At 43.7% G+C, this 23,414-nt stretch carries 18 protein-coding genes and 1 tRNA gene; 7 read left to right on the top strand and 12 right to left on the bottom strand.

Translation table 11 applies throughout. The features are described from left to right. Nucleotides 1-79: 79 nt before the first annotated feature. Together DXX94_RS14330 and DXX94_RS14325 are read right to left on the bottom strand one after the other, a co-directional pair. On the bottom strand, nt 80-1,996 hold the full coding sequence (locus tag DXX94_RS14330) for a methyl-accepting chemotaxis protein (RefSeq protein ID WP_116016912.1): 1,917 nt from the start codon (nt 1,994-1,996) through the stop codon (nt 80-82). Between the two features lie 514 nt (nt 1,997-2,510). After that, nucleotides 2,511-2,840 carry a hypothetical protein gene (locus DXX94_RS14325; protein ID WP_116016910.1) on the bottom strand — a complete coding sequence of 110 codons (330 nt, stop codon included), beginning with the start codon at nt 2,838-2,840 and terminating at the stop codon, nt 2,511-2,513. Nucleotides 2,841-2,978: 138 nt separating this feature from the next. Here DXX94_RS14325 and DXX94_RS14320 point away from each other — a divergent pair, with 138 nt between their 5' ends. Next, complete coding sequence (locus DXX94_RS14320; RefSeq protein WP_147302296.1) at nt 2,979-3,692, top strand: substrate-binding periplasmic protein; 714 nt, start codon at nt 2,979-2,981, stop codon at nt 3,690-3,692. Nucleotides 3,693-3,755: 63 nt separating this feature from the next. On the opposite strand, the gene DXX94_RS14315 is transcribed toward DXX94_RS14320, so the two are convergent. After that, on the bottom strand, nt 3,756-6,305 hold the full coding sequence (locus tag DXX94_RS14315; RefSeq protein ID WP_116016906.1) for a TonB-dependent receptor plug domain-containing protein: 2,550 nt from the start codon (nt 6,303-6,305) through the stop codon (nt 3,756-3,758). 442 nt (nt 6,306-6,747) lie between these two features. On the opposite strand from DXX94_RS14315, the gene DXX94_RS14310 reads away from it, so the two are divergent. Further along, nucleotides 6,748-7,689 (top strand): GAF domain-containing protein, encoded by a 942-nt coding sequence (locus tag DXX94_RS14310; protein WP_116016904.1) that lies wholly within the window; start codon nt 6,748-6,750, stop codon nt 7,687-7,689. A gap of 219 nt (nt 7,690-7,908) precedes the next feature. Here DXX94_RS14310 and DXX94_RS14305 read toward each other — a convergent pair. Further along, nucleotides 7,909-7,995: transfer RNA gene (locus DXX94_RS14305), tRNA-Leu, on the bottom strand. A 250-nt stretch (nt 7,996-8,245) separates the two neighbouring features. Between DXX94_RS14305 and DXX94_RS14300 the strand changes: the two genes are divergently transcribed. Beyond that, nucleotides 8,246-8,779: an RDD family protein gene (locus DXX94_RS14300; RefSeq protein WP_116016902.1), complete on the top strand. Its 534-nt coding sequence runs from the start codon at nt 8,246-8,248 to the stop codon at nt 8,777-8,779. Nucleotides 8,780-8,921: 142 nt separating this feature from the next. Here the strand turns inward: DXX94_RS14300 and lptG are convergent, their stop codons facing one another. Continuing rightward, nucleotides 8,922-9,986 carry an LPS export ABC transporter permease LptG gene (gene lptG, locus DXX94_RS14295; RefSeq protein WP_374188837.1) on the bottom strand — a complete coding sequence of 355 codons (1,065 nt, stop codon included), beginning with the start codon at nt 9,984-9,986 and terminating at the stop codon, nt 8,922-8,924. Beyond that, nucleotides 9,986-11,164 (bottom strand): LPS export ABC transporter permease LptF, encoded by a 1,179-nt coding sequence (gene lptF, locus DXX94_RS14290; RefSeq protein ID WP_116016898.1) that lies wholly within the window; start codon nt 11,162-11,164, stop codon nt 9,986-9,988. Before lptF ends, lptG begins: the two co-directional genes overlap by 1 nt. A gap of 332 nt (nt 11,165-11,496) precedes the next feature. Here lptF and pepA point away from each other — a divergent pair, with 332 nt between their 5' ends. The 4 genes from pepA to DXX94_RS14270 all read left to right on the top strand — a co-directional run bounded on the left by pepA (nt 11,497) and on the right by DXX94_RS14270 (nt 16,984). Next, complete coding sequence (pepA, locus tag DXX94_RS14285) at nt 11,497-13,005, top strand: leucyl aminopeptidase (protein ID WP_116016896.1); 1,509 nt, start codon at nt 11,497-11,499, stop codon at nt 13,003-13,005. Nucleotides 13,006-13,049: 44 nt separating this feature from the next. Then, nucleotides 13,050-13,484 carry a DNA polymerase III subunit chi gene (locus tag DXX94_RS14280; protein ID WP_116016894.1) on the top strand — a complete coding sequence of 145 codons (435 nt, stop codon included), beginning with the start codon at nt 13,050-13,052 and terminating at the stop codon, nt 13,482-13,484. A 96-nt stretch (nt 13,485-13,580) separates the two neighbouring features. After that, nucleotides 13,581-16,436 (top strand): valine--tRNA ligase, encoded by a 2,856-nt coding sequence (locus tag DXX94_RS14275; protein WP_116016892.1) that lies wholly within the window; start codon nt 13,581-13,583, stop codon nt 16,434-16,436. Between the two features lie 338 nt (nt 16,437-16,774). Next, nucleotides 16,775-16,984 (top strand): cold-shock protein, encoded by a 210-nt coding sequence (locus DXX94_RS14270; RefSeq protein WP_116001511.1) that lies wholly within the window; start codon nt 16,775-16,777, stop codon nt 16,982-16,984. Nucleotides 16,985-17,070: 86 nt separating this feature from the next. Here DXX94_RS14270 and hemH read toward each other — a convergent pair whose 3' ends face one another. From hemH to DXX94_RS14240, 6 genes are all read right to left on the bottom strand, one after another. Beyond that, a complete protein-coding gene (gene hemH, locus DXX94_RS14265; RefSeq protein ID WP_116016890.1) occupies nt 17,071-18,087 on the bottom strand; it encodes a ferrochelatase in 1,017 nt (338 codons plus the stop codon). Nucleotides 18,088-18,136: 49 nt separating this feature from the next. Beyond that, the gene (locus DXX94_RS14260) at nt 18,137-18,676 is read right to left on the bottom strand and encodes a glutathione peroxidase (protein WP_116018549.1); all 540 of its coding nucleotides are present in this window, start codon (nt 18,674-18,676) and stop codon (nt 18,137-18,139) included. A gap of 435 nt (nt 18,677-19,111) precedes the next feature. Next, on the bottom strand, nt 19,112-20,371 hold the full coding sequence (gene ccmI / locus DXX94_RS14255) for a c-type cytochrome biogenesis protein CcmI (protein WP_116016888.1): 1,260 nt from the start codon (nt 20,369-20,371) through the stop codon (nt 19,112-19,114). Between the two features lie 3 nt (nt 20,372-20,374). After that, a complete protein-coding gene (locus DXX94_RS14250) occupies nt 20,375-20,842 on the bottom strand; it encodes a cytochrome c-type biogenesis protein (protein WP_116016886.1) in 468 nt (155 codons plus the stop codon). A gap of 1 nt (nt 20,843) precedes the next feature. Beyond that, complete coding sequence (locus tag DXX94_RS14245) at nt 20,844-21,392, bottom strand: DsbE family thiol:disulfide interchange protein (RefSeq protein WP_116016884.1); 549 nt, start codon at nt 21,390-21,392, stop codon at nt 20,844-20,846. A gap of 24 nt (nt 21,393-21,416) precedes the next feature. Then, nucleotides 21,417-23,387: a heme lyase CcmF/NrfE family subunit gene (locus tag DXX94_RS14240; RefSeq protein ID WP_116016882.1), complete on the bottom strand. Its 1,971-nt coding sequence runs from the start codon at nt 23,385-23,387 to the stop codon at nt 21,417-21,419. Between the last annotated feature and the right edge of the window lie 27 nt (nt 23,388-23,414).

Here is a 23,414-nt window from a genome sequence, read left to right as displayed (position 1 = left end):
AGTTAAACACAAGCCAAGTAGCGACTTAGCTTGTGTTAACAAACAGCAGATATTTTGAGCTTAACTAATCCTAATTCAGCTAATCCAAGGTAAAGTTAGCAACTAATTTGTTTAGGCTTCTCGCCATTTCGTTTAATTGCTGACTGTCATCTGCCATTTCATTGAGGTTAGACGAATTATGCTGCGCGACTTCCGCAATGGCTGCTACGTGCGGCGTAATTTCACCTACCACATTAGACTGCTCTTCTGTTGCTGAAGCTATTTGGAAGTTCATCTCATTGACTTGCGCCATATTGCCAACAATTTCTTCCAAGTGCTCACCTGACTTAGTCGCTTGTGCCAAGCTCGAATTACTCAATTCAACTGATTGCGCGATAGAGTCGACCACCACTTGGGTTTGCTCTTTAAATGACTCAATGGTCGTTTTAATTTCTTCTGCCGACTGATGACTGCGAGACGCAAGACTGCGCACTTCATCCGCAACCACGGCAAAGCCTCGACCATGCTCACCAGCTCGGGCTGCCTCAATCGCCGCGTTTAACGCTAACAAGTTAGTTTGCTCTGATACCGAACGAATCACTTCCAAAATAGCGTCAATTGACTCAGTGTTATCGGATAACTGATTAACTAAGTCGGTAGTTTCTGCTAATTGTGAGGTTGTACTATTCACTGTCGCTAAAGTTTCTACCACTGACTCTGTACCTTGATTCGCTAAATCCTCAGCGGCTTTTGAGTAATCAGCAGCTGACTGGGCATTATTGGCAATTTCTCTTGCGGTAACCCCCATTTCATCAATTGCCGTAGCCACTTGCTCGGTGTTTTGTGTTTGCACTGAAAGCTCATCAGTCATCTCAGAGGTTTTAGCATCTACATGACTAACAGAGCTTTGTAATTCATCCGCTGCACGAGAAACTTGACGTAAAATATCAGCTAGATGCTCAACAAAGTTGTTGTAGCCGCGTGCCATTCGACCAACTTCATCAGTTCTAGACTCGTCTAAGCGAATCGTTAAATCACCACCACCTTGGCCAATTTGCTCTAGTAATTTGGTCATGTCGCTAAACGGTGAAATAAGGCGCGTGATTACTAGCGTAACAAATACTAGAAATACCACAGCGATAATAACGCCGAGTAAAACAAGCGAGTAGGTTAGGCTATCAAGTTGCCCGAAAACGTCGTCGTAAGGCACGTCAGCAACAATATACCAGCCAAGATCAGCCAAGTAGCTGCTGGCTAATAAACTATGGTGTTCAGCATTGCTTAGTTCATAACTGGCAAATGCCTGTTTCGTAAGAAGTGCCGATTTGTCTGCGCCAATGTGCGAGAAATAATTTTGGCCAACCTTGTCGGAATCTGGGTGCGCAGCGATCTTACCGTCTTCGTCAACCAAAAAAACGATGCCCTTTTCGCCAATTTTATATTGTTTAATAAGCTCAGCCATACTATCGACAGCAAAACCGACACCTGCAAGCGCTTTAAACTGACCATCAATTTCAACACGGTAGTTTACAAACAAGGTCATTTTGCCATTCGCTTCGTCAATATTAATGACCACAGCAAAGGGCTTACCACTTGCTTTAAAATCATAGAACCAAGAGAAGCCAGGATCATTGGAGGTAACTTTCGTTAAAATGCCATCTGTTGTGTAATAGTTGCCCGTAATGTCTGAAATATAGAATGAAGAGGTTGCATTAAACTCTTCTTTAATCGCTTTTAGGTAGTTAGACAACTTAGCACTGTCTTGCTCACCGCTCGCTAAAAATTGTTTGTAATCTGGATTTGTTGCCAACACGCGAGAAACAGCAATTGGGCGCTGTAAGTCAGTATTGATACTGTTGGCTACCTCCCCCATTACCGCAGGCATTTGCTTGTCTACTGTGTTAGACAGCACAATATCTCGCGTGTTAATAATGCTAAAAGTACTAACAAGCGCAATGGCTAAAACAATTACGATTGCTGACGCAGCAACAACTTTAGAACGAATATCAAGTTTCATTGATTCCCTATTACGTTTTTAAATGGGCTTGTGGCTAGTGCCAATATGAGTGATTTAAGTGAACAGTTTTCTTGGTCTACCGATCGGAAACCGAAAGCGTAAGTGCATTAAGCCAGCTACTTCTATGAGCCAAGCGAACATTTTTTAAACTGTTCTGATGAATTTCGCGCGCATTATAAAGCAGTGAACCTGCAGTGCAATCACAACCATTAATTAGTTACAGAAAATTAACAATTTTGCAAACTCTTGTTACGTTATTCCAATGCGACATAACTCAGCTTACAGACATAACATTTACTTGCTTAGAGATTTGGTTAAAGATCACAAGAATTCGAGCAGCGAACGCCCCCTAAAAAAATATTGGATTTTCCAGAAGGCTAGATTTACAGTTAGAGCGCTTGTCATGAATGAAATACTAAAAGGCCGAGTTCATATCTCGGCCTACTTTTAACAAATTTAACTTGGTGGCTTCAGCTGTAATTTATAGCCTTAAATACGAGATTAAAGAGCATAATTACTCTTTAATTGAATTCGTTGGGATTGCAATCGTCATTACGCTATCGCCTTTTCTAATGGCAGGCCCTTTTAAGCCATAAATACCATAACCACTTACTGGCGCTATTACTTGCTCAAGCTCATTGCCAAAGTAGTCCTTAAGTACTCCTAGCACCTCGCCTTTTTCAATAAAACGTCCTTTGGCGTGTGTCGGGAACCATAGCCCTGCATGTTTTACTGGTACGGACTTGGTGTTATCAAAATAGCGCACTGACTCTTTTTTAGAAGATTCTCCACTATCTTTATCAATGCCCATGACTTTTAATGTGGCAGACAAACCCTCGAACATCGCATTCACCTGCGCTGGTTTTGGCGAATACGGTAACACGCTCGACTGATTAAAAAAGGCTTATCAAGTTAGGCTATAATGACCGTAATTTGCATTAACAAACTGTTAACGCGCACTAACCTTTAGGAGTTTTCTAATTTGCGTATTTCCATTAATACATTGGTAATGAGTATTTTTCTATTTAGCGCAACTTCGTTGGCTAAAGAAACTATCATTGCCTCTGTATCACCTGGTTTTCCTAATGGGCTACACGCAAAGTACTTTCAATTTCTGGCCGATGAGCTCAGCCAAAATATTCGCATCAAACCTTTACCGCTTGCCCGTCGAGTCAAAGAGTTAGAAAAAGGAGATGTCGATATTATTATATTTGGTAAAGATAATAACCCTGCGCTAGTAGCATTGATGCCAGCATACACTGCGGTCACGGAAATGCTCTTTGTAAGCGCGGAAGATCGCGATAAAATTGCTAATACAGAACAGCTAAAGGCCGCAATAATTGGGCTCAGCCAAGGGGCAAATAGCTATTTAATGTTTGAAAAAGAAGATTATTCAAACAAAGTGAGAGTTAAATCACTTAGTCAAAAAGTTCAGCTACTTGAGCGAAAACGTATTGATGGCTTTTTCCATACCGCACTTAGTACGAATAAAGTGCTGACTGAACGAAAACTTAGCGATGCGATTGTGCCATCGAGGTGGCAACCAAAGTCATTAAAAAGCAGCTCGCATTTTATTATTTCCAAAAAATCACATCTTTTCGAGCACATAGATGAATTAGAAAAGGTCATCGAAAAAGCAAAACGCGAAGGAAAATTTAAGCAAATTCGCAGTCAATACTATCAACGCAAAAAATAAAAAAGCCCCAAAAGTTTCTAAAACTTTGGGGCTTTCACTTAGTTCAAACGTTAGTAGTAGCTATTAGAACGAGTAGCTAACTTTTCCGTAAACAAATCGGCCTGTGAAACCATATGGCGCAAACGGAGAATAAGCGAAAATACGAGTAAAGGTGGTCACATCGTCAATCAAGTTACGGCTTGCATCTGGGTATTGATCGAATACATTGTTCGCGCCGACACTCAACGATAAGCCATCAGTTAATTGGTAAGCGACATCAATGTCTGTAACCCATTCGGTAGGGATCACTTCATTACGCGCAGGGTTAATTGATGGGTCTTGCGTTTCACCGTAGCGAGTGGTGCGCAACGTTGCCTTAACATCATCAAAGTTCCATGTCGCACTTAAGTTCAGCTTACTTTTTGGCGAGCCCACTTCAAAGCGCAAAATTTCTGTGCCTGAGAATAAGTTACCTTGGTCAACACCAGCACCTTGTAGTGCCGCTGGTGGCTCAATAATGTTGGTCACTTCATTATCGTTATAGTTATAACCTGCGTTAAACAGCACGTTGCCGTAAGTGTTTAGATCTAACGAATAAGTCGCGACCACATCAACACCTTCAGTGCGGCTATCTATGGCGTTTAGGAAGAAACGTGCACGCGTAGCACCTGTTCCTGCCAACAAGCTTTCAATACCTGGGCCTGAAAGGTTATTTGATAAAACAATACGATCATCAATATCAATGCGGTAAGCATCGATTGATAAGCTAAGCTCAGCCACTGGTGTCCACGTAATGCCGCCAGCGATGCTTACAGACTCTTCTGCGTCTAAGCCCGGCGAGCCTAGTGCTTTAGCAACATCACTGCCCGGTGCAAAGGTGCCCGTTTCTACTGGTACAGAATCGACAAACGTGGTCTGAATATTGGTAAAAAACTGCTGCTGCAATGATGGCGCTCTAAAACCTGTTGATGCTGATAAACGCAAAGCAAGTTCTTCGGTTAAGCTAAAGCGGTTAGCTATTTTGCCGTTTAACGTTGAGCCAAAATCTGAGTAGTCTTCGTAACGCGCAGCAACAGTCATGTTCCAAAAATCAGTAATATCAGTTTCTAAGTCGATGTAGGCACTAACATTATGGCGGCTATTGTCGCCTGCAGATACTGGGCTAAAGCCAACAAATACTTGCGAACCAGCCGCGCCAAAAGCATCACTATCTGAGGTGCGCACGGCACCGCCACGGCCAAACTCACCGCGCTGATACGAGGCTGGCTCACCCGCTTCAATTTCGTAACTTTCGTGGCGATATTCGACACCAAACGCTACGTTCAAACCATTTTCAAATAAGGCTGAGTCAAATACACGGCTAAAATCAGCGTTTAGTGTAAGCTGATCGTAAATCAAACTACCGGCATCAAAATCAGTTGGGCTCTGGGCACCCAATGACGTATTTAAGCTATTTTCGACGCCAAATTGGAACTGATCGCGGCCATAAACAGCAGAAACATCGTAGTTCCATTCTTCTAATACATAGCCTTTGACGCCTGCGGCTAATGAATAGTCATTAATTTTTGAAGTAATACGTGGCGCAAAGCCGTCAGGGTAAATAGCTTTAACATTGCGGCTGTCTTTGGCACGGCGATAGAAACCACCACTTTCACCTTCTCGGCCACTGTATGAGCCAAAGGCGTAAAGCTCAGTATCTTCATCAAGGTAGTAGCCGGCATTAACAAAAACCGCGATATCTTCTACTTCACCATTTCCAAAGGTATGGTTGTAACGGTTAATCGTTAGTTCTCTAGGGTCCAATGAACCATCTGCTTGGCGCTCGTAATTTTCGCGCGGGTCAAAGTCAGCGCGGTTGGCGGTGTTACGATCGCGATATTCCAGTGAGACATTAACAAAACCGTCTTCACCTAAAGCAAAACCAGAATTAGCACGCAGTGTTAACGTTTGTCCGTCTGTAACATCGCGGTCACCACCGGTTTCAAAGGCCAAGTTACCGTCTTCACCAACACTAACACCTTCTAAATTTGGCACTCCTTCCATTTCAGTAACATTACCACCGTAAGTAACTGACACTTCACCGCCACTTGATGCGTTTTTCAGTACAATGTTGATCACACCAGCAATCGCGTCAGAACCATACTGTGCTGCCGCACCGTCACGCAGTACTTCGATACGCTCAATGGCATTCACAGGAATCGCATTTAAATCAACCGCCGAAGAGCCACGGCCGGCTGAGCCACCTAAGTTCAATAAAGCACTGGTATGACGGCGCTTACCATTGATCAATACTAGCGTGTGATCTGGCGCTAAGCCGCGCAGTTGAGCGGGACGCACATGATCGGTGCCATCAGTCAATGAAGGCTGAGGGAAATTAAAGCTAGGTAATAGTGTATTTAACAGCTGGTTAGTTTCCGTTAGGCCAGTGCCTGCCAGCGTATCAGCGTCCAGAATATCGATAGGCACAGGGCTGTCTTCAATACTGCGCCCTAAACGGCGAGAACCAATAATGCTTATTTTTTCAATTTCTTGTTCATTTACTGTTTCAGCAAATGCAACACTTGTCGCAACACTGCCAGCAGATGCTGCGGTTGCAATAGCCATAGCAATAACAGAAGGCTTAAAGTAAGTCATAACACTACCTAGAAAAAGTCTGGGAATAAATGTGAAACGCTAACGCGCTAGTTAACGTTGATAAATGGCACTTGACCGGCAGTTGTTGATGACACAGAAAGGAGCGATCAAGTAATGTTATTATTTTATCATTGGTTGACCACATGTATTTAGAACTAGATGGACTAACAAATTACGAATAGTTTCGTGATTCGTGCAATAACATTTAAACATCTTTGCGATTGCTTGAATTAAACAGTGGCAAGATGGTTTTCTATATCTAGAAAATAATCGAGCATGACTAAACAAATTTTCAAACAATTGTTTACTAAAATTTCACATAAAATAAATATTCGAAAAAAAGTTATTTCGTTTGCTTGTGAATTGAGCAGCTTGATATTGCATACTGACAACCTTGCTCTACAATTGCGGAAAATTTCGGGCTTATTTAGAGTTTATAGCCATGCTCAACCCCCCAATTTCAGCTAATGAAAGAAGCCGAATAGCGTCGCTTAAAAAGCTGAATATTTTAGACACAGCCCCTGAAGATAAATATGACCGTTTGACCCAATTTGTTTCACAACTCTTTGGTGTCCCTATTGCACTCTTCTCCATCGTTGATAGCAAACGAACTTGGTATAAGTCACGAATAGGATTAGATGCAAAAGAATCGCACCGCAATGATTCTTTTTGTGCGCACGCCATTCTTCAAGAAGAAAGCTTTGTCGTACAAGACACATTAAAAGACAAGCGCTTTGCAGAAAATCCGTTTGTATTGAGCAAACCTGATATCAGGTTTTACGCCGCTCAACCAATAAGATCTCCTGAAGGGTTCAATATTGGCTCACTGTGTTTAATCGACAATAAGCCGAGAGAATTTAATTTAGCCTCACAGCGGCAGTTAAAACAAATCGCCGCTATTGTAGAACTTGAGCTTGCCGCCCGAAATGGCAAAGCATATTGCCTTGAAAGCCAGTTGCTTAATCATGATGGGTTTAATCAAATAGCCACAATTGGTCAAAAAATTTGCCGAGATGCTGATATCCCGCTAGCCGTGATGTACTTTTATGTAAAAGGTTTAGCAGGGTTAAAGGATTTAAAACCCGATAGCTATACAACGATCCTTAAGATTGTTGTCAATTCTTTGAAATTAAGCTCTACTGGCTCAGATGTTATTGCCCGATATGAAGAATCTGGCTTTGTTGGCCTGTTTTCAAATTGTTCAATGAATTCTTTAACTAGCACAGCTCAACAAATATCAACCCTTGTTAACAACAACTTACACCAAAAGCGTATTAGTAATATTGAAGTGATTTGTGGTTTGGCCGAAGATGACGGGAAGCAATCGCTCGACGAGTTAATTTTTAACGCTTATATGGCGCACTATTGTAATGCCAGAAACTAACGAACAATACGCTAGTTTCGGCACAACCTCGAACACTGAAAATAACATGCTTTAATATCAGTGAAATAACACAAAGACGTATTGGCGAGTGTTATCAAGTTAGTTGCACAAACATAGGATTGGAGCTTGAAGTAGATGCGAAATTTGAGCTTTTACAGACAGTAGAAACAAAAAAAACCTGCATTAAGCAGGTTTATTAGTTTTCTCTTTTAGAGAAAATGGTACCGGAGGCCGGACTTGAACCGGCACGCCCGCAAAGGCAACGGATTTTGAATCCGTCGTGTCTACCAATTCCACCACTCCGGCAACACGTGTCGTTTCGTTGACTAACGAAAGTGCTTGGCATTATACGAAAAGATCTTAATGAATCAATCCTTTTTATTCGTAAATAAGACTAAGTGGCGATTAATTATGCGAATGGTATATAAATCCTGTTTTACTTAAGCTGTGAGATAAGCGTGCCACCTTCCCCACGTAACTTAAGCTTGGGTTTGTGAACTAGAGCGCTGTATACTAGCCCCTCAATGTAATCCGAATTTACCAAGCTCACTTCCCTATGGCTAAACAAGAAACGGCTAAACAAGAAGATACTACTTTTGTCCGTTATACCGAATTTCCTCGCGCGGGCTTTTTCCGTCGTTTTGGCTCTTGGGTTTACGATGCATTAATCGCAATTGCGGTTTATATGGTCGCGGGTGCCATAGGCTTTGGACTTTTCGCCTTGGCTGCCAATATCGGCTTGGTAGATACAGCAGGATATGATCACCTAATTGATGTTAAAGAGAGCTCTATCGTTTATCGAATATTAGTGGATGGTTGGGGCATTGGCTGGGTCGCCTTTTTCTTCATTTATTTTTGGGCACGTAACGGTCAGACTATTGGTATGAAAGCATGGCGACTGCGAGTACAGAATTTAGACGGCAGTGTTATCGATAAAAAAACAGGCTTAAAACGCTTGTTACCAACACTTTTGGGTTTGGGGAATTTCTTAGTGCTATTTGATAGAAAGAATAAGCAAAGCCTGCAAGATAAACTAACCAATACCGAAGTTGTTGTTTTATCACTTGCCGCCAATGAGCCAAGACGTTAAACCAAAACTGAACAAAGAGTGTAAAATAGCGAGTGCTTAAGAAAGTGTATTAAAGAAAGACTATTGAATATCGAATAAAAACCAAAAGAGCAGCTAAATAGCTGCTTTTTTGATTTATCGGTTTTGGTTTGTCGATTTTGCTTTATGCCTTTCGCTTCATCAAGAACAGCGCGACACTGACAAACAAGATGCTTGGCATAACCGCCCCAATAATGGGCGGCAACTGATATACCAAGCTTAAACTACCAAACACTTGGTTGGTGATGTGAAACAACAAGCCTGTCAATACCCCCATCATGATGCGCGCGCCCATCGATACTGAGCGCAATGGGCCAAAGATAAACGACAAAGCAACCAAGAGCATGACCGCAACGGTTAATGGCTGAACCAATTTTCGCCAAAATGCTAACAAGTAACGACTTTGATCTTGTTCGTTTTGTGAAAGGTACTCTAAGTAGCTAACCAAGCCCTGTACCGACAGCGACTCTGGTTTAACTGTTACCACACCAAGTTTTTCCGGCGTTAAGCTCGACTGCCACGCCAACGTTTCATACGTTTCTTCTAATACTGCGCGGTCGGTGACTTTCGTATCTTTAACATTGCTAAGTTGCCAAGCACCGTCTGCAAACGTTGCTGAATCTGCCGATAGCCAACTTTCTAGCTTTAATGACTCATCAAAGCGATAGACTTGCACCTTGTTTAGTGTGCCTTGATCTTCTACTTCCGTAATATGAACAAAGTAATCGCCATCTTTCGCCCAAACACCATTTTTCGAGGAGATCAGGCTACCACCCGAGATGGCTTGCGCTCTAAGTTCTCGTGCTGACGCCTCACCTGCTGGCGCTAACCACTCACCTACCGCCATTGACACTAAAATTAACAGCACTGCTGTTTTCATTGCCGATTTAACAATAGTAAGTTTTGATAAGCCTGCAGCTTGCATTACCACCAGCTCACTATTGCTCGCCAGCATACCAATGCCAATCAAGCCACCAATCAGCGCCGCCATTGGGAAGAAAATCTCGATATCACGTGGTACCGCATATAAAACATAAAGCGCAGCATGCGCTAGTTCGTAATTACCACGACCAACATCGCCCATTTGCTCAACAAACTTGATAATGCCACTGACACTGACAAATACCATAAGCGTAATAAAAGTGGTTGAAGCAATAACACGGCCGATATAAGCATCTAAAATACGCATTATTGTTGCCTCCGCTCTAGCTCAGATTGAGCGGTTGATTTAACGTCGCTGGCTCTTCTATTTCTGGCTCGTTTGGGTAATCTAGCTTTTAAGCGCAAGCCACTAGTTCTACTTTGTATTAATAAACTCGCACCAAGCGCCAAAGCTATCAGGTGCACAGGCCAGAGCCCGACATAATAAGGTAGCGCGTTGCCTTCAACACCAGAGCGCATTGCCGTTAATAACAAGAAGTAGGCGAGGAATAAAAGCAGTGCAGGCAACAATTTAGCGAATTTGCCTTGTCTTGGATTGACCACAGACAACGGCACTGCAACTAAGGTTAAAATAATACAAGCGAGTGGAAAGGCTAAACGCCACTGTATCGCGGCTTGCGCATCTTGCGAGTCATCTAACAGTAAATCTTCGGTGGCAATTGCACTGATTTTTCGACGTTTATGTTCAACTTTTTGATCTTGAATTTGAATGTAGTATTTATCAAAAGCTACAGCGCGAAACTCGCCGGAATTAATATCGCTTTGATAACGTGTGCCATCTTCTAGTACCAAACGCTGTGAGCCTGATTCTTCTTCAACGACTCGACCTTTATCAGCGTAAACTAGGCTGGAATTAATCACGCTTTCAACGCCACCCGCTTCACTCGGCAATTGCGCGACAAATACTTTGTTGAGCGAGCTATCGGCTCTGTCTTTATCGTGGATAAACACCACCGCTTTATCGTTGCCCGTTTTTTGAAAACGCCCCGCGACCATAGCACTGATGCCGGAATCGGCCGCCAGCCTTTCTTTTACTTGATACTCATATTCTGCCGCCATAGGTGCAAGGTACAGTGTAAATATGCCGGTAAATATCGCGGTAATTAAACTGAGTACGAGTGTGACTCGCACCACATACCATTCGCTGACCCCGCATGCGTGCAATACCGTCATTTCACTGTCAGCATAGATGCGCCCATAAGCGAGCAAAACGCCGAGGAATAAGCTCAATGGCAACAACATGCCCGCTAAATCAGGCATTTTGAGGCCAATAAACACCATCACCAGATGACCGGGAATCCCCCCTTCAGAGGCGTCATCAAGCACACGAACAAATTTCTGACTTATAAAAATGGTCATCAACACAAAGAAAACAGCAAGCTGCGCTTTAGCCACTTCCTTTAATAGATAACGAAATACAATCACTTAAACCTCAAATCGATAACCATGATTAAAAACTTAGTTTTTTTCTGACAATGGCGCAATTTTTAAGTAAAATTGCTATTTTTATACATAATTGAACGTACTTGCGCGTAGCAAACCCGTTGAATGTGGCTATAATTATAGCCCTTAGCCCTATCTAATTGATAGTAACCTAATAGGTTAATTAGATATTTTAGCTAGTTTATCTGTCGCTAAACGAGAGATCCAACGCTTTGTTTGGCTGATTTGTTGAGGTCAGAGACGGGTAAATACAAGTGAAATACAGTTTCGCACCAAAAAGATAATTGCACGCAAGCAATCCAGTAGGAGAATTCATGGAATTTAGTGTAAAAAGTGGTAGCCCAGAAAAACAACGCAGCGCCTGTATTGTTGTTGGCGTTTTTGAACCTCGCCGTTTATCTGCTACTGCTGAACAACTAGACGAAATTAGTGAAGGTTACATTAGTAACTTACTGCGCCGCGGTGACTTAGAAGGTAAGTCAGGCCAAATGCTTTTACTACATCACGTGCCAAATATTCTAAGTGAGCGCGTGCTACTTGTTGGTTGTGGTAAAGAGCGTGAATTAGACGAACGTCAATACCGTCAAATTATCAGTAAAACGATTAACACCTTAAATGAAACAGGTTCAATGGAAGCTGTATGTTTCTTATCTGAGTTACATGTTAAGGGCCGCGATACCTACTGGAAAGTGCGCCAAGCTGTTGAAGCAACACAAGACTGCCTATACAGCTTTAACAGCTTAAAAACGCGCAAAGAAGAGCCTCGCCGCCCATTGCGTAAAATTGTTTTCAACGTACCAACGCGCCGCGAATTGCCAATTGGTGAACGAGCCATTACGCACGGTTTAGGTGTCGCCGAAGGTATCAATACCTGTAAAAATGTGGCTAACATGCCACCAAATATCTGCAACCCAGCTTACCTTGCCGAGCAAGCTAATATCTTAGCGAACGACTACGACAAAGTAACCACCGAAGTTGTTGGTGAGAAACAAATGGAAGAGCTAGGCATGGGTTCTTACCTTGCCGTTGGTCGCGGTTCGGCGAATGAATCCATGATGAGTATCATCAAATATCAAGGTGGTGATGAAGATCAAGCCCCCATTGTGCTAGTCGGCAAAGGTTTAACCTTTGATTCTGGTGGTATTTCAATTAAGCCTGGCGAAGCCATGGATGAAATGAAATACGACATGGGCGGCGCAGCTGGCGTGTTAGGTGCAATGCATTCACTAGCGGAATTAGACCTACCAATTAACGTCATTGGTGTATTGGCTGGCTGTGAAAATATGCCTGATGCCAATGCTTATCGCCCAGGTGATATTTTAACGACAATGTCAGGTCAAACAGTTGAAGTGTTAAACACTGATGCCGAAGGCCGCTTGGTGCTATGTGATGCATTAACTTACGTAGAACGCTTTGAACCAGAAGCGGTGATTGACGTGGCAACCTTAACTGGCGCTTGTGTAGTTGCGCTAGGTAAACATGCAACCGGCCTAATGAGTACCCATAACCCATTAGCACATGAGTTACTAAACGCGTCTGATCAAAGTGGCGATCGCGCATGGCGTTTACCGTTATGGGATGACTACCACGAGCAATTAGAAAGCCCGTTTGCCGATTTCACTAACTTAGGTGGTCGTGCGGCAGGTGCCATTACTGCTGGTTGTTTCTTAGCTAAATTTACTAAGAAGTACCATTGGGCGCATTTAGATATAGCAGGTACAGCATGGCGCAGCGGCGGTAAAGACAAAGGCTCAACAGGTCGCCCGGTTAGCATGCTAACCCAGTTTTTACTAAACAAAAGTGGTGCAGAGCAAGGCGAGTAATACGTCAGCTTTAACACAGAATAAAACGTTAGGTTAACTCACGAATGCAAACCCAAGCAGTTTTTCATTTGATGCCTGATGGCAGCAGCGAACAAGCAAGACTACATTATGCCTGTAGCTTAGCTGCCAACTACTTTCGCCAACAGCAAAAGGTGTATATTTTCACCGAAGATCAGCAGTTGGCCCATCATGTTGATGAACTGTTATGGTCGTTCGAACCTGACAGTTTTGTACCACACAACCTAGTGGGCGAAGGTCCTAAGCAGGGGTCGCCAGTTGAAATCGGCTGGCAACCACCGCGCGGCAGACGGGCAGTGCTAATTAATTTAGCGCAAAACATGCCTGTGTTTGCCAACCAATTTTCACATGTAATGGACTTTGTACCAGCACCCGAGCAAGAAAAACAACTTGCCCGCGAGCGCTTTAAGGCTTGCCGCCAGTTAGGCTTTCAAGTCGACACGAACGCCGTATCGAATTAGGCCAAGCGAGTTAGACATAGCAGTTAGCTTTAGCAAACTAACACAGTACAAATGCCAACATATTACGAACACAACTTACGCAGACAGACTTTAAAGATGGAAAAAACATTTAATCCTTCTGATATCGAACAGCAGCTTTACCAAAGCTGGGAAGAAAAAGGCTACTTTAGCCCAACAGGTGAAGGCGATGGCTACTCAATTGCTATTCCACCACCAAACGTTACTGGTAGCTTGCATATGGGTCATGCCTTCCAGCAAACCATTATGGATACCTTGATCCGTTTTCAACGTATGCAAGGCAAAAAGACCTTATGGCAGTCGGGCACTGACCACGCAGGTATTGCGACGCAAATGGTCGTTGAGCGTAAAATTGGCGCAGAAGAAGAGAAAACTCGCCACGATTACGGCCGTGATGCCTTTATTGATAAAATCTGGGAATGGAAAGCAGAATCTGGTGGCAACATCAGCCAGCAAATGCGCCGCCTAGGTAACTCAATAGACTGGCAACGTGAACGCTTCACTATGGATGATGGCTTATCACATGCGGTGCAAGAAGTATTTGTTCGCCTTTATCAAGACGATTTAATTTACCGTGGTAAGCGCCTAGTTAACTGGGACCCTAAACTTCACACCGCTATTTCTGATCTTGAAGTTGAAAACAAAGACAAGAAAGGCCACATGTGGCACCTACGCTATCCACTTGCTGATGGCGCGACAACCAGCGAAGGTCAAGATCACTTGGTCATCGCGACCACTCGCCCAGAAACCATGTTGGGTGACACGGGTGTTGCGGTTAACCCAGAAGATCCTCGTTACAAAGACTTAATTGGCAAATTCGTTGAATTGCCATTAGTTGGCCGTCGCATTCCAATTGTTGGCGACGAGCATGCGGACATGGAAAAAGGCACAGGTTGTGTGAAAATCACACCAGCGCACGACTTTAACGATAACGAAGTCGGTAAACGTTGTGGCCTAGCCATGATCAATATCTTTGATAAAGATGCAGCAGTACTTGCCCAAGCTGAAGTTTACGACACCAACGGCGAGCCTTCTGACGCATTTGATACTGCCCTACCAGCTGAATTTGTTGGCCTTGACCGCTTTGAAGCGCGCAAAGCGATTATTGCTAAGTTCGACGAACTTGGCTTGCTTGACAGCATTAAAGATCACGACTTAGTCGCGCCATACGGTGATCGTTCAGGTGTGATTATCGAACCACTATTAACTGACCAATGGTATGTACGTGTTGCACCACTAGCAAAACCGGCGATTGAAGCCGTTGAAAACGGTGACATTGAATTTGTTCCTAAGCAATACGAAAACATGTACTTTGCGTGGATGCGTGACATTCAAGACTGGTGTATTTCACGTCAGTTATGGTGGGGTCATCGAATCCCTGCATGGTACGACAACAACGGCAATGTATACGTAGGTCGCGATGAAGCGGAAGTCCGCGCGACAAACGGCTTAGCTGACGACGTTGCACTTCGCCAAGACGATGATGTATTAGATACATGGTTCTCATCTGCCCTATGGACTTTCTCAACACTAGGTTGGCCTGAGAAAACGCCAGAGCTAGAAGACTTCCACTCTACTGATGTGTTAGTGACTGGTTTTGACATCATTTTCTTCTGGGTTGCCCGTATGATCATGATGACTATGCACTTTGTCAAAGATGACGATGGCAGGCCACAAGTACCGTTTAAGCAAGTGTATGTAACAGGTCTCATTCGCGATGACCATGGCGACAAGATGTCGAAGTCGAAAGGTAATGTTATTGACCCTATCGATATGATTGACGGCATTTCATTAGATGAGTTGCTGACCAAACGTACTGGCAATATGATGCAGCCTCAACTGGCGGAAAAGATAGCCAAACGCACCAAGAAAGAATTCCCAGAAGGCATTGAAGCACACGGCACTGACGCGTTGCGCTTTACCTTATCAGCACTTGCTTCAACAGGTCGCGACATCAATTGGGATATGAAGCGTTTAGACGGTTACCGCAACTTTTGTAATAAGTTATGGAATGCTAGCCGCTATGTGTTAATGAACACTGAAGAGCACGACTGTGGTAAGGCAGGCGGCGATATGGAATTCTCACTAGCGGATCGTTGGATCACTAGCCAATTCCAACAAACCGTAAAAGCCGTGCACGAAGCGTTTAATACGTTCCGTTTCGACCTAGCTTCACAAGCGCTTTACGAGTTCACTTGGAACCAATTCTGTGATTGGTATTTAGAACTCACTAAACCAGTGCTATTCAAAGGCAGTGAAGCACAGCAACGTGGTACACGTTACACGCTCGTAAACACGCTAGAAGCGCTATTACGCTTAATGCACCCTATCATGCCATTTATCACTGAAACGGTGTGGCAATCAGTTCAACCGCTTTCTGCGTTTGAAGCTAAAGGTGACAGCATTATGGTCCAAAGCTTCCCGCAATTTGACGAAAGCGCAGTTGATGAACAAGCGCTGACGGATGTTGAGTGGGTGAAGCAGTTTATCGTTGCCATTCGTAATATTCGCGGTGAAATGGATATTGCACCTAGCAAGCCATTGCCAGTGCTATTGACCAACGTATCAGCAGAAGACCAGCGCCGTTTAGACGACAATGAGCAGTTCTTAAGCTCACTGGCCAAGCTTGAGTCAATTCAGGTATTAGACGATGCTAGCGAAGCCCCAGCTTCCGCATCAGCAGTGATCGGCGAAATGACCGTGCTTATCCCAATGGCGGGGTTAATTGATAAAGATGCTGAGCTTGCTCGTTTAAGCAAAGGTATTGAAAAGCTGGAAAAAGACGTACAACGCGTGAAAGGTAAATTAAGCAACGAAAACTTCGTTGGCAAAGCGCCTGAAGCCGTTATCGAAAAAGAAAAAGCGAAGCTTGCAGAAGCAAAGTCAACGCTAGCAAAAATGCTAGAACAAAAGGCGCAAATTGAAGCGCTTTAATTAGCTTTCGCATTTGTGGGCTAGCCCACATCTGGTAAGACCTCAAGGCCATCACATGAATGTGATGGCCTTTTCTTTTTTTAGTCATCTGTTTGCAACATAATTTATTTATTTTTTACAAGCTTAATGCTAATTCGTGTGTTAAGCTTAGTTCGCGTTGAGTTTTTGCGTTCGGATGAAGGTTTTAATTAGCTATTTGTGTAGTAAGTTAAGTCACCTGACGCGTTTTGTGTTAATGGATATACCTTCCTCTGTCTGTACTTTTGGGTAGAGGGCATTTACTCCGTGAGCGACGGTAACGTCATTATTTAAATTTATTGACTACGGGAAAATTAGGTATGTCAGACACAGTAACTGGTAAAGTAAAATTCTTTAATGAGTCGAAAGGCTTTGGTTTCATCGAGCAAGAAAATGGCCCAGATGTATTCGTACACTTCAGCGCTATCCAAGGTTCAGGTTTCCGTACATTAACTGACGGTCAATCTGTTTCTTTCAGCGTTAAGCAAGGTCAAAAAGGCCCAGAAGCTGAGAACGTAACAGCTCTTTAATCTTTACAAATTCGTAAAGGTTAAATACCAGATTCAAAAAAAGCAGCCATTTGGCTGCTTTTTTTAGCTTCAGAGTTTAGTTGAATTTAAACAATGTGCGGTTTAACCAAGTCTTCTAGCACATCAATATGATCGTCGCGATCATTAAGCGCTGGAATATAGTGATAGGTTTCCCCACCAGCTTCCATAAACTCTTCACGATTTTCAGACTCAAGCTCTTCTAACGTCTCCAAACAGTCAGCACTAAATGCAGGACTAACAATGGCTACATGCTTATCACCATTTTGTGCTAACTCTGCCAACGTTGCATCTGTGTATGGCTTAAGCCATTCTGCTTTGCCAAAGCGCGACTGAAAGGTCATCACGAAGTCATCCTCACTCAGCTCAAGTGCCTCTGCCAATAAGCGTGTGGTTTTCGCGCAGAAGCAGTAGTAAGGGTCACCATTATCATGGAACAACTTAGGCATACCGTGGTAAGACAACACAAGCTTATCTGGCTTACCATGCTGCTCAAAGTGCTCACGAATACTATTAGCAAGCGCTTTGATATACAGCGGATGGTCGTGATACGAACCGATGAAGTTCACACTTGGAATCCAGCGCCATTGTTGAATTTCTTTAACCACAGCATCAAAAGCAGATGCCGTAGTTGGGCCTGCATATTGCGGGTATAAAGGCAGCACCACTAAGTTGTTGATACCACGTTGCTGCATTTGTTTGAGCACCGAGCTGACGCTTGGATTGCCATAGCGCATAGCAGCATCCACAGTCACATCTTCACCGTAAGTTTGATGTAGACGCTGCTTGACCTTGCCCATTTGGCGTTTACTAATGGCTAACAATGGTGAGCCATCTTTCGTCCAAATGCTTTTGTAAAGTTTGGCAGATTTCGCCGGCCTTACTCGCAAGATAATGCCATGAAGGATGATCATCCATACCAAGCGTGGAATTTCTACTACGCGCGGATCAGACAAAAACTCTTTTAAATAGCGGCGCAGAGCGCTTGGCGTGGGCGCGTCAGGTGTACCAAGGTTGACCAATAGTACACCAGTTTTTAAACGCTTATCGTGGATGCTTTTATCGAGCCCGAGGAATCGAGACATACAGCTACCTTATCTCTTTTGTTGTCTGTAAGAGGTCAAGAGTGTGAGCTTACAATACAGCTTGCACTGCTTGAATAAACTCAGCTTCGTCAGGTTTAACACGACTATTAAAGTGCTTAACCTGCTTGCCATCTTTACTAATTAAATATTTGTAGAAATTCCACTTAGGAGCAGTAGTTTCATCCGCTAAATGCTTGAATACTGGGTTAGCATCTGAGCCACGCACTGGTGAAGTTTGTAGCATGGTAAAAGTTACCCCGTAATTAACAAAGCATACTTCAGCGGTGTCTTTTTCATCGTCTTCTTCTTGGAAAAAATCATCTGACGGAAAGCCAACGACCACTAAGCCTTGATCTTTATATTCCTTGTGAAGTGCTTCTAATGCTTTAAATTGCGGTGTAAAACCACAGTTAGAGGCAGTGTTGATAACGAGCACTGGTTTGCCTGCGGTAAGCTCACATAAATCAACTTGATCTTTAGCATGTAGCTTGCGGAAACTGTGATTCAAAAAAGGTGCACATTGTGCTGATGACTTGCTGGCACTAGCATCTACTGAACCACTGCTTGTTGCATTTGCTGCTGGCGCCATCATAGCGACACCGGCAATAGTAGATAGTAAGGTAAGCGTTAATTTTTTCACGTTATATCCTTATCGAATTATTATGTTAGCTGTTCAACGTTACAGACAGTCTATAAACGTATGAACAACAAGTGATGTATTGTCGTAAGCGCTCATATATTAACTAGATTGAATGTAAGCCAAATTGGATTTACACCAGATTGAATTACTACCAAATTAGTATTTGGCGCTGCCTGTTGTGTTAGCGGCGATGCATTGGCGACCGCCTTTTAACTAATGTTAAAGATAACAAATACCGCTAACCATAGTTAAAGACCTGCGATCATGCAGGTCTCTTCTCAAACATACTTTTAAAAATAGATGCGCGCTAAATTGCACAGTATTTCTTATTCTTTTGGCAATGCCCTACAGATAAAATCTACAAGTAATGCCTACAGGTAACGCCTAAGGCACTAACGTATCAATCTTAACGGCGATAGGCGCTGTTGTATTCACCTTAACGTTATTAACTTCAGCTTTGAAGTCACCCGGTTGAATGCCTGCCCCACCAAGCTGAGAGACCACTGCGTAGACATTAACAGTGTCTACCATACTTAAGGTCATTTGTGGACTCATAGCACGAGCGTCATTTAATACCACTTGCGTTGGTAAATCAGACGCCATCAATTTTACCGCTGCAACTGGCATGCGCCCACCATTGGCGGGCACTGCGTAAACGAATACGACTTTATCTTCACCTTGGTTTAACTGATCAACAAATTTTTCATCTAGTTCAACCGACAAAGTTAACTGAGGTCCAATAGCTGCATCACCTTGACTTGATTCTCCTTGCGTCAGTGAAAGACGGCTCTTCGCTTCATTAATCGCTTCGGTTAGCGCTGCGACATTAACCGTTTGGCGGCCAGCATCAACAACTTTTTGCCAGTAATTTATCGCCTGTTGGTAAGACTGATTCATAAAATTGTGCATACCAAGCAAAATATTCGTTGATGGATCATTGGCATCTAATGCTAAGGCGCGATCAATCAATGTTTGTACTTCTGGGGTAATGGTTTGATTTGCACCATAATAAGTCGCTTGTGCTTTCGCACCTAGCAAGTCGGCTTGTTCCCCTTCAATGGCAATCACTTTATCAAATGCTTCTACCGCTAGTTGAAATTGACCACCAGTAACATACAACTGGCCTAAACCATACCATGCATCAGCATCGTTGGGGTCAGTGGCTACGGCTTGTTGTAATTGTTGCAGTTGCGCATGCATTTGCTCCTGCTGCGCTTGTTGTGCCTGATCGTTGCTCGCCACCATTCTTGGCTGTGCCAACCTTTCATAAGCACCGTGTTGACTGTACATGGCTAAGCTGAACATCAGTACAAAAAGGCTTAAACCAATAGGCCAAATCACCGACAGCTTTTGAACACTGGCATCGTTAGTCGCTTGGGCTTTTTTATTCTGCTCAATATCCTGCAGCAGACTCTTATCAAGCTCAGCCAATAAGTACTGATGACTTTCTTCATCAATCTTGCCATCGTTAAAGTCTTTTTCAATTTCCGCTTTATGCTCTTTGTAAAGGGCAACATTAGTGTCTTCTCGATGAGCACCTGTCATGGCGACAGCTTGTTGTTTGCTGCTGCGAATAAAATGCCACCAAATAACGGCTAGTAGCAGAAGAATAAAACCAACTATTAAAACTAATACTTCAAACATGAATTAATCTTTTTCTTTTAGAATTTCGTCAAGTTGTTGTTGTTGTTCAGCTGACAAACTCAGCTCTTTTTTGCTCGCCGCTTTTCGACGAGCAGCGATCACAACAATAACAACACCGATAAACAAGATAACCGCTGGACCAAACCACAGAATGTAGGTCAACTGATTCACTTTTGGGCGATATAAAACGAACTCACCGTAGCGATCGACCATATAACTGGTGATTTCCATGTCCGCTTTGCCTTGGTTAAGCATGTCATACACTTCATTGCGCAGATCAACGGCAATTTGTGAATTTGAATCAGCCAAGTTTTGGTTTTGGCATTTCGGGCAGCGCAGCTCTTTGATTAACGATTGATAGCGCTTTTCCATCACGGGATCATCAAACGCTTGGGTTTGGCTTGGCATGGCCAACACACTAGTTGCACCGATAAATAGTAAAGCGATTAAGCATAATAGTCGGGTTAACATCTTATTCTCCTCGCGCTTGCTCTTGGCGAATAGTTTTTACCAGCGACGCAAATTCTTGTTGCCACACTTTCGCATCAACAGGGCCGGCAAAGCGTTTACGAATAATGCCATGGTGGTCAATCACAAAGGTTTCAGGCGCTGCGTAAACGCCTAAATCTAATCCTAATCTGCCCGCTTCATCAAAGACATTGAGCAGATAAGGGTCGCCTAAATCATCTAACCACTTGAGTGCAGCTTGGCGTTCATCTTTGTAGTTCAAGCCGTATAAGCTCACTTGGCCGCTTTTCGCTAAATCCAGTAAATAAGGATGTTCATAGCGACATGACGGACACCAAGTTGCCCAAACATTTAGCAACACAATATCACCAGACAAATCGGCTGGCGTAAGCACTGTGTCTGCATTTTTTAAGCTCGGTAAACTAAACGCAGGTACGGGTTCGCCAACAAGTGCCGATGGCAATTCTTGAGGCTTTAGAAATAAACCGCGATAAAGCACTGCACCCAGTGCAATAAAGACAATGAGTGGTAAAAAACGAATAACTTTTCCCATAATACTGACTACTTGGCCTACTGCTTAAACTGTTTGCTGAGTTAATGGTGCACTTTCATCTGCGCGAGATGTTGTGTGCTGTTTACGGCGTTGACGGTAGCGTTTGTCCATCATAGCAACAAAACCACCGAGCCCCATAAATATCGCGCCTAACCAAATCCATCGAACAAATGGCTTAATATGCACGCGAATCGCCCAAGCACCATCGCCCAGAGGGTCGCCTAGCGCTAAATAGACATCGCGCGTCAAACCTGGGTCAATCGCCGCTTCGGTCATGCCCATCGTTTGTACCAAGTAAGTACGACGCTCAGGCTGCAATAAAGCAACAAAGTCATCACCTTGATAAACTTCTAGCTGACCTTGTTCAGCCGAGTAGTTTGGCCCTTTAACTGGTTTGATACCATTAAAAGCAATGGTGTAACCGTCAATCGTTACTTTTTCACCAGCTACCATTCGCACGTTGGTTTCGGTTTCATAAACAGATACTAAGGTAACACCAACAATGGTTACTGCGATACCAAAGTGAGCAAGCGTCATGCCCAGTTGGCTCATAGTGAGTTTGCCCGTTTTTTGCTTCTGATTAATGGCTTCTTTGATCACTACACAAGCCACCCACATCGCCAAACCAATCCCTAGACTGACTAACCAATCAAAACTGCCACCGTAGACAAATGGGAAGGCCAAACCAACCAGCACACTCAATACAGTGATTGGGTTAAGTTGTTTGCGTAACTCGCCTTGTTTAGCTTTTTTCCAGCGAATTAGCGGCCCAATGCCCATTACGACAAACAGCAAGCACATCATAGGCACAAATACCGCGTTAAAGTACGGTGGCCCTACTGATATTTTCCCTAGTCCCATCGCATCGATAAATAATGGGTATAAGGTACCAAGCATTACCGTTACCGCTGATGTCACCAAAATCACATTAGCGGCGAGTAAAGCGGTTTCGCGAGAGTAAAAAGAGAAACGTGAGAAGCTTTGCACATTGCTGGCACGAAACGCATATAGCGTTAACGAGCTACCCACTGCAATGGCAAGTAATAGCAGGATGAAGGCACCACGCGTTGGGTCAGCGGCAAATGAATGCACCGAAGTAATCACACCAGAGCGAACAATAAAGGTGCCTAATAAGCTTAAGCTAAACGCGAAAATGGCTAACAGCACGGTCCAGTTTCTAAATGTGCCGCGCTTTTCTGTTACCGCTAGTGAGTGGATCAATGCAGTACCGACCAGCCAAGGCATAAACGACGCGTTTTCTACTGGATCCCAAAACCACCAGCCGCCCCAGCCAAGCTCGTAATAGGCCCACCAGCTACCTAGCGCAATGCCAAGTGTTAAGAAAATCCAAGCACCCACTGTCCATGGGCGAGACCAACGCGCCCAAGCCGCATCCATCTTACCTGACATCAAAGCGGCAACCGCAAAGGCAAAGGCAACCGAGAAACCAACGTACCCTAGGTAAAGCATTGGCGGATGAAGGATAAGGCCAATGTCTTGCAGTAGTGGGTTAAGGTCGCGCCCTTCCATCGGAACATTCGGCCATAAACGTTCAAACGGGTTAGACGTTAATAGCGTAAACGCCATAAAACCTACCGCAATCATCCCCATCACTGCTAAAACGCGTGCGATAAACGCCTGTTCAATGTTTTTGCTGTATACCGCAACTGCCATGGTCCAGGCGGTTAATGAAAATACCCAAAGCAGTAAGGAGCCTTCATGGCCGCCCCAAACCGCGCTAATTTTAAAATAATAAGGCAGTAAACTATTGGAATGACTGGCAATGTAACGCACAGAGAAGTCATCAACTACAAAGCTATAACCGAGAATAAAAATACTGATTGCAGTAAAAATGAACATACCAAAAGTAAGGGGTTTGGCATAGGCTGCCAATTTTGGCTGGTTAGCGTAGACACCGATTAACGGAACTACTGACAAACACATGGCAAACGCCATGGCGATGATCAGGGAAAAATGCCCAAGTTCTGGGATCATGTATAACTCCAAGCTCTGTAATAATTT

It is taken from the genome of Thalassotalea euphylliae (genome assembly GCF_003390375.1).
Taxonomy (GTDB): Bacteria; Pseudomonadota; Gammaproteobacteria; order Enterobacterales; family Alteromonadaceae; genus Thalassotalea_F; species Thalassotalea_F euphylliae_A.
Note: the sequence above shows the minus strand (reverse complement) of the source record. Positions and strands in the feature narration are given on the sequence as shown.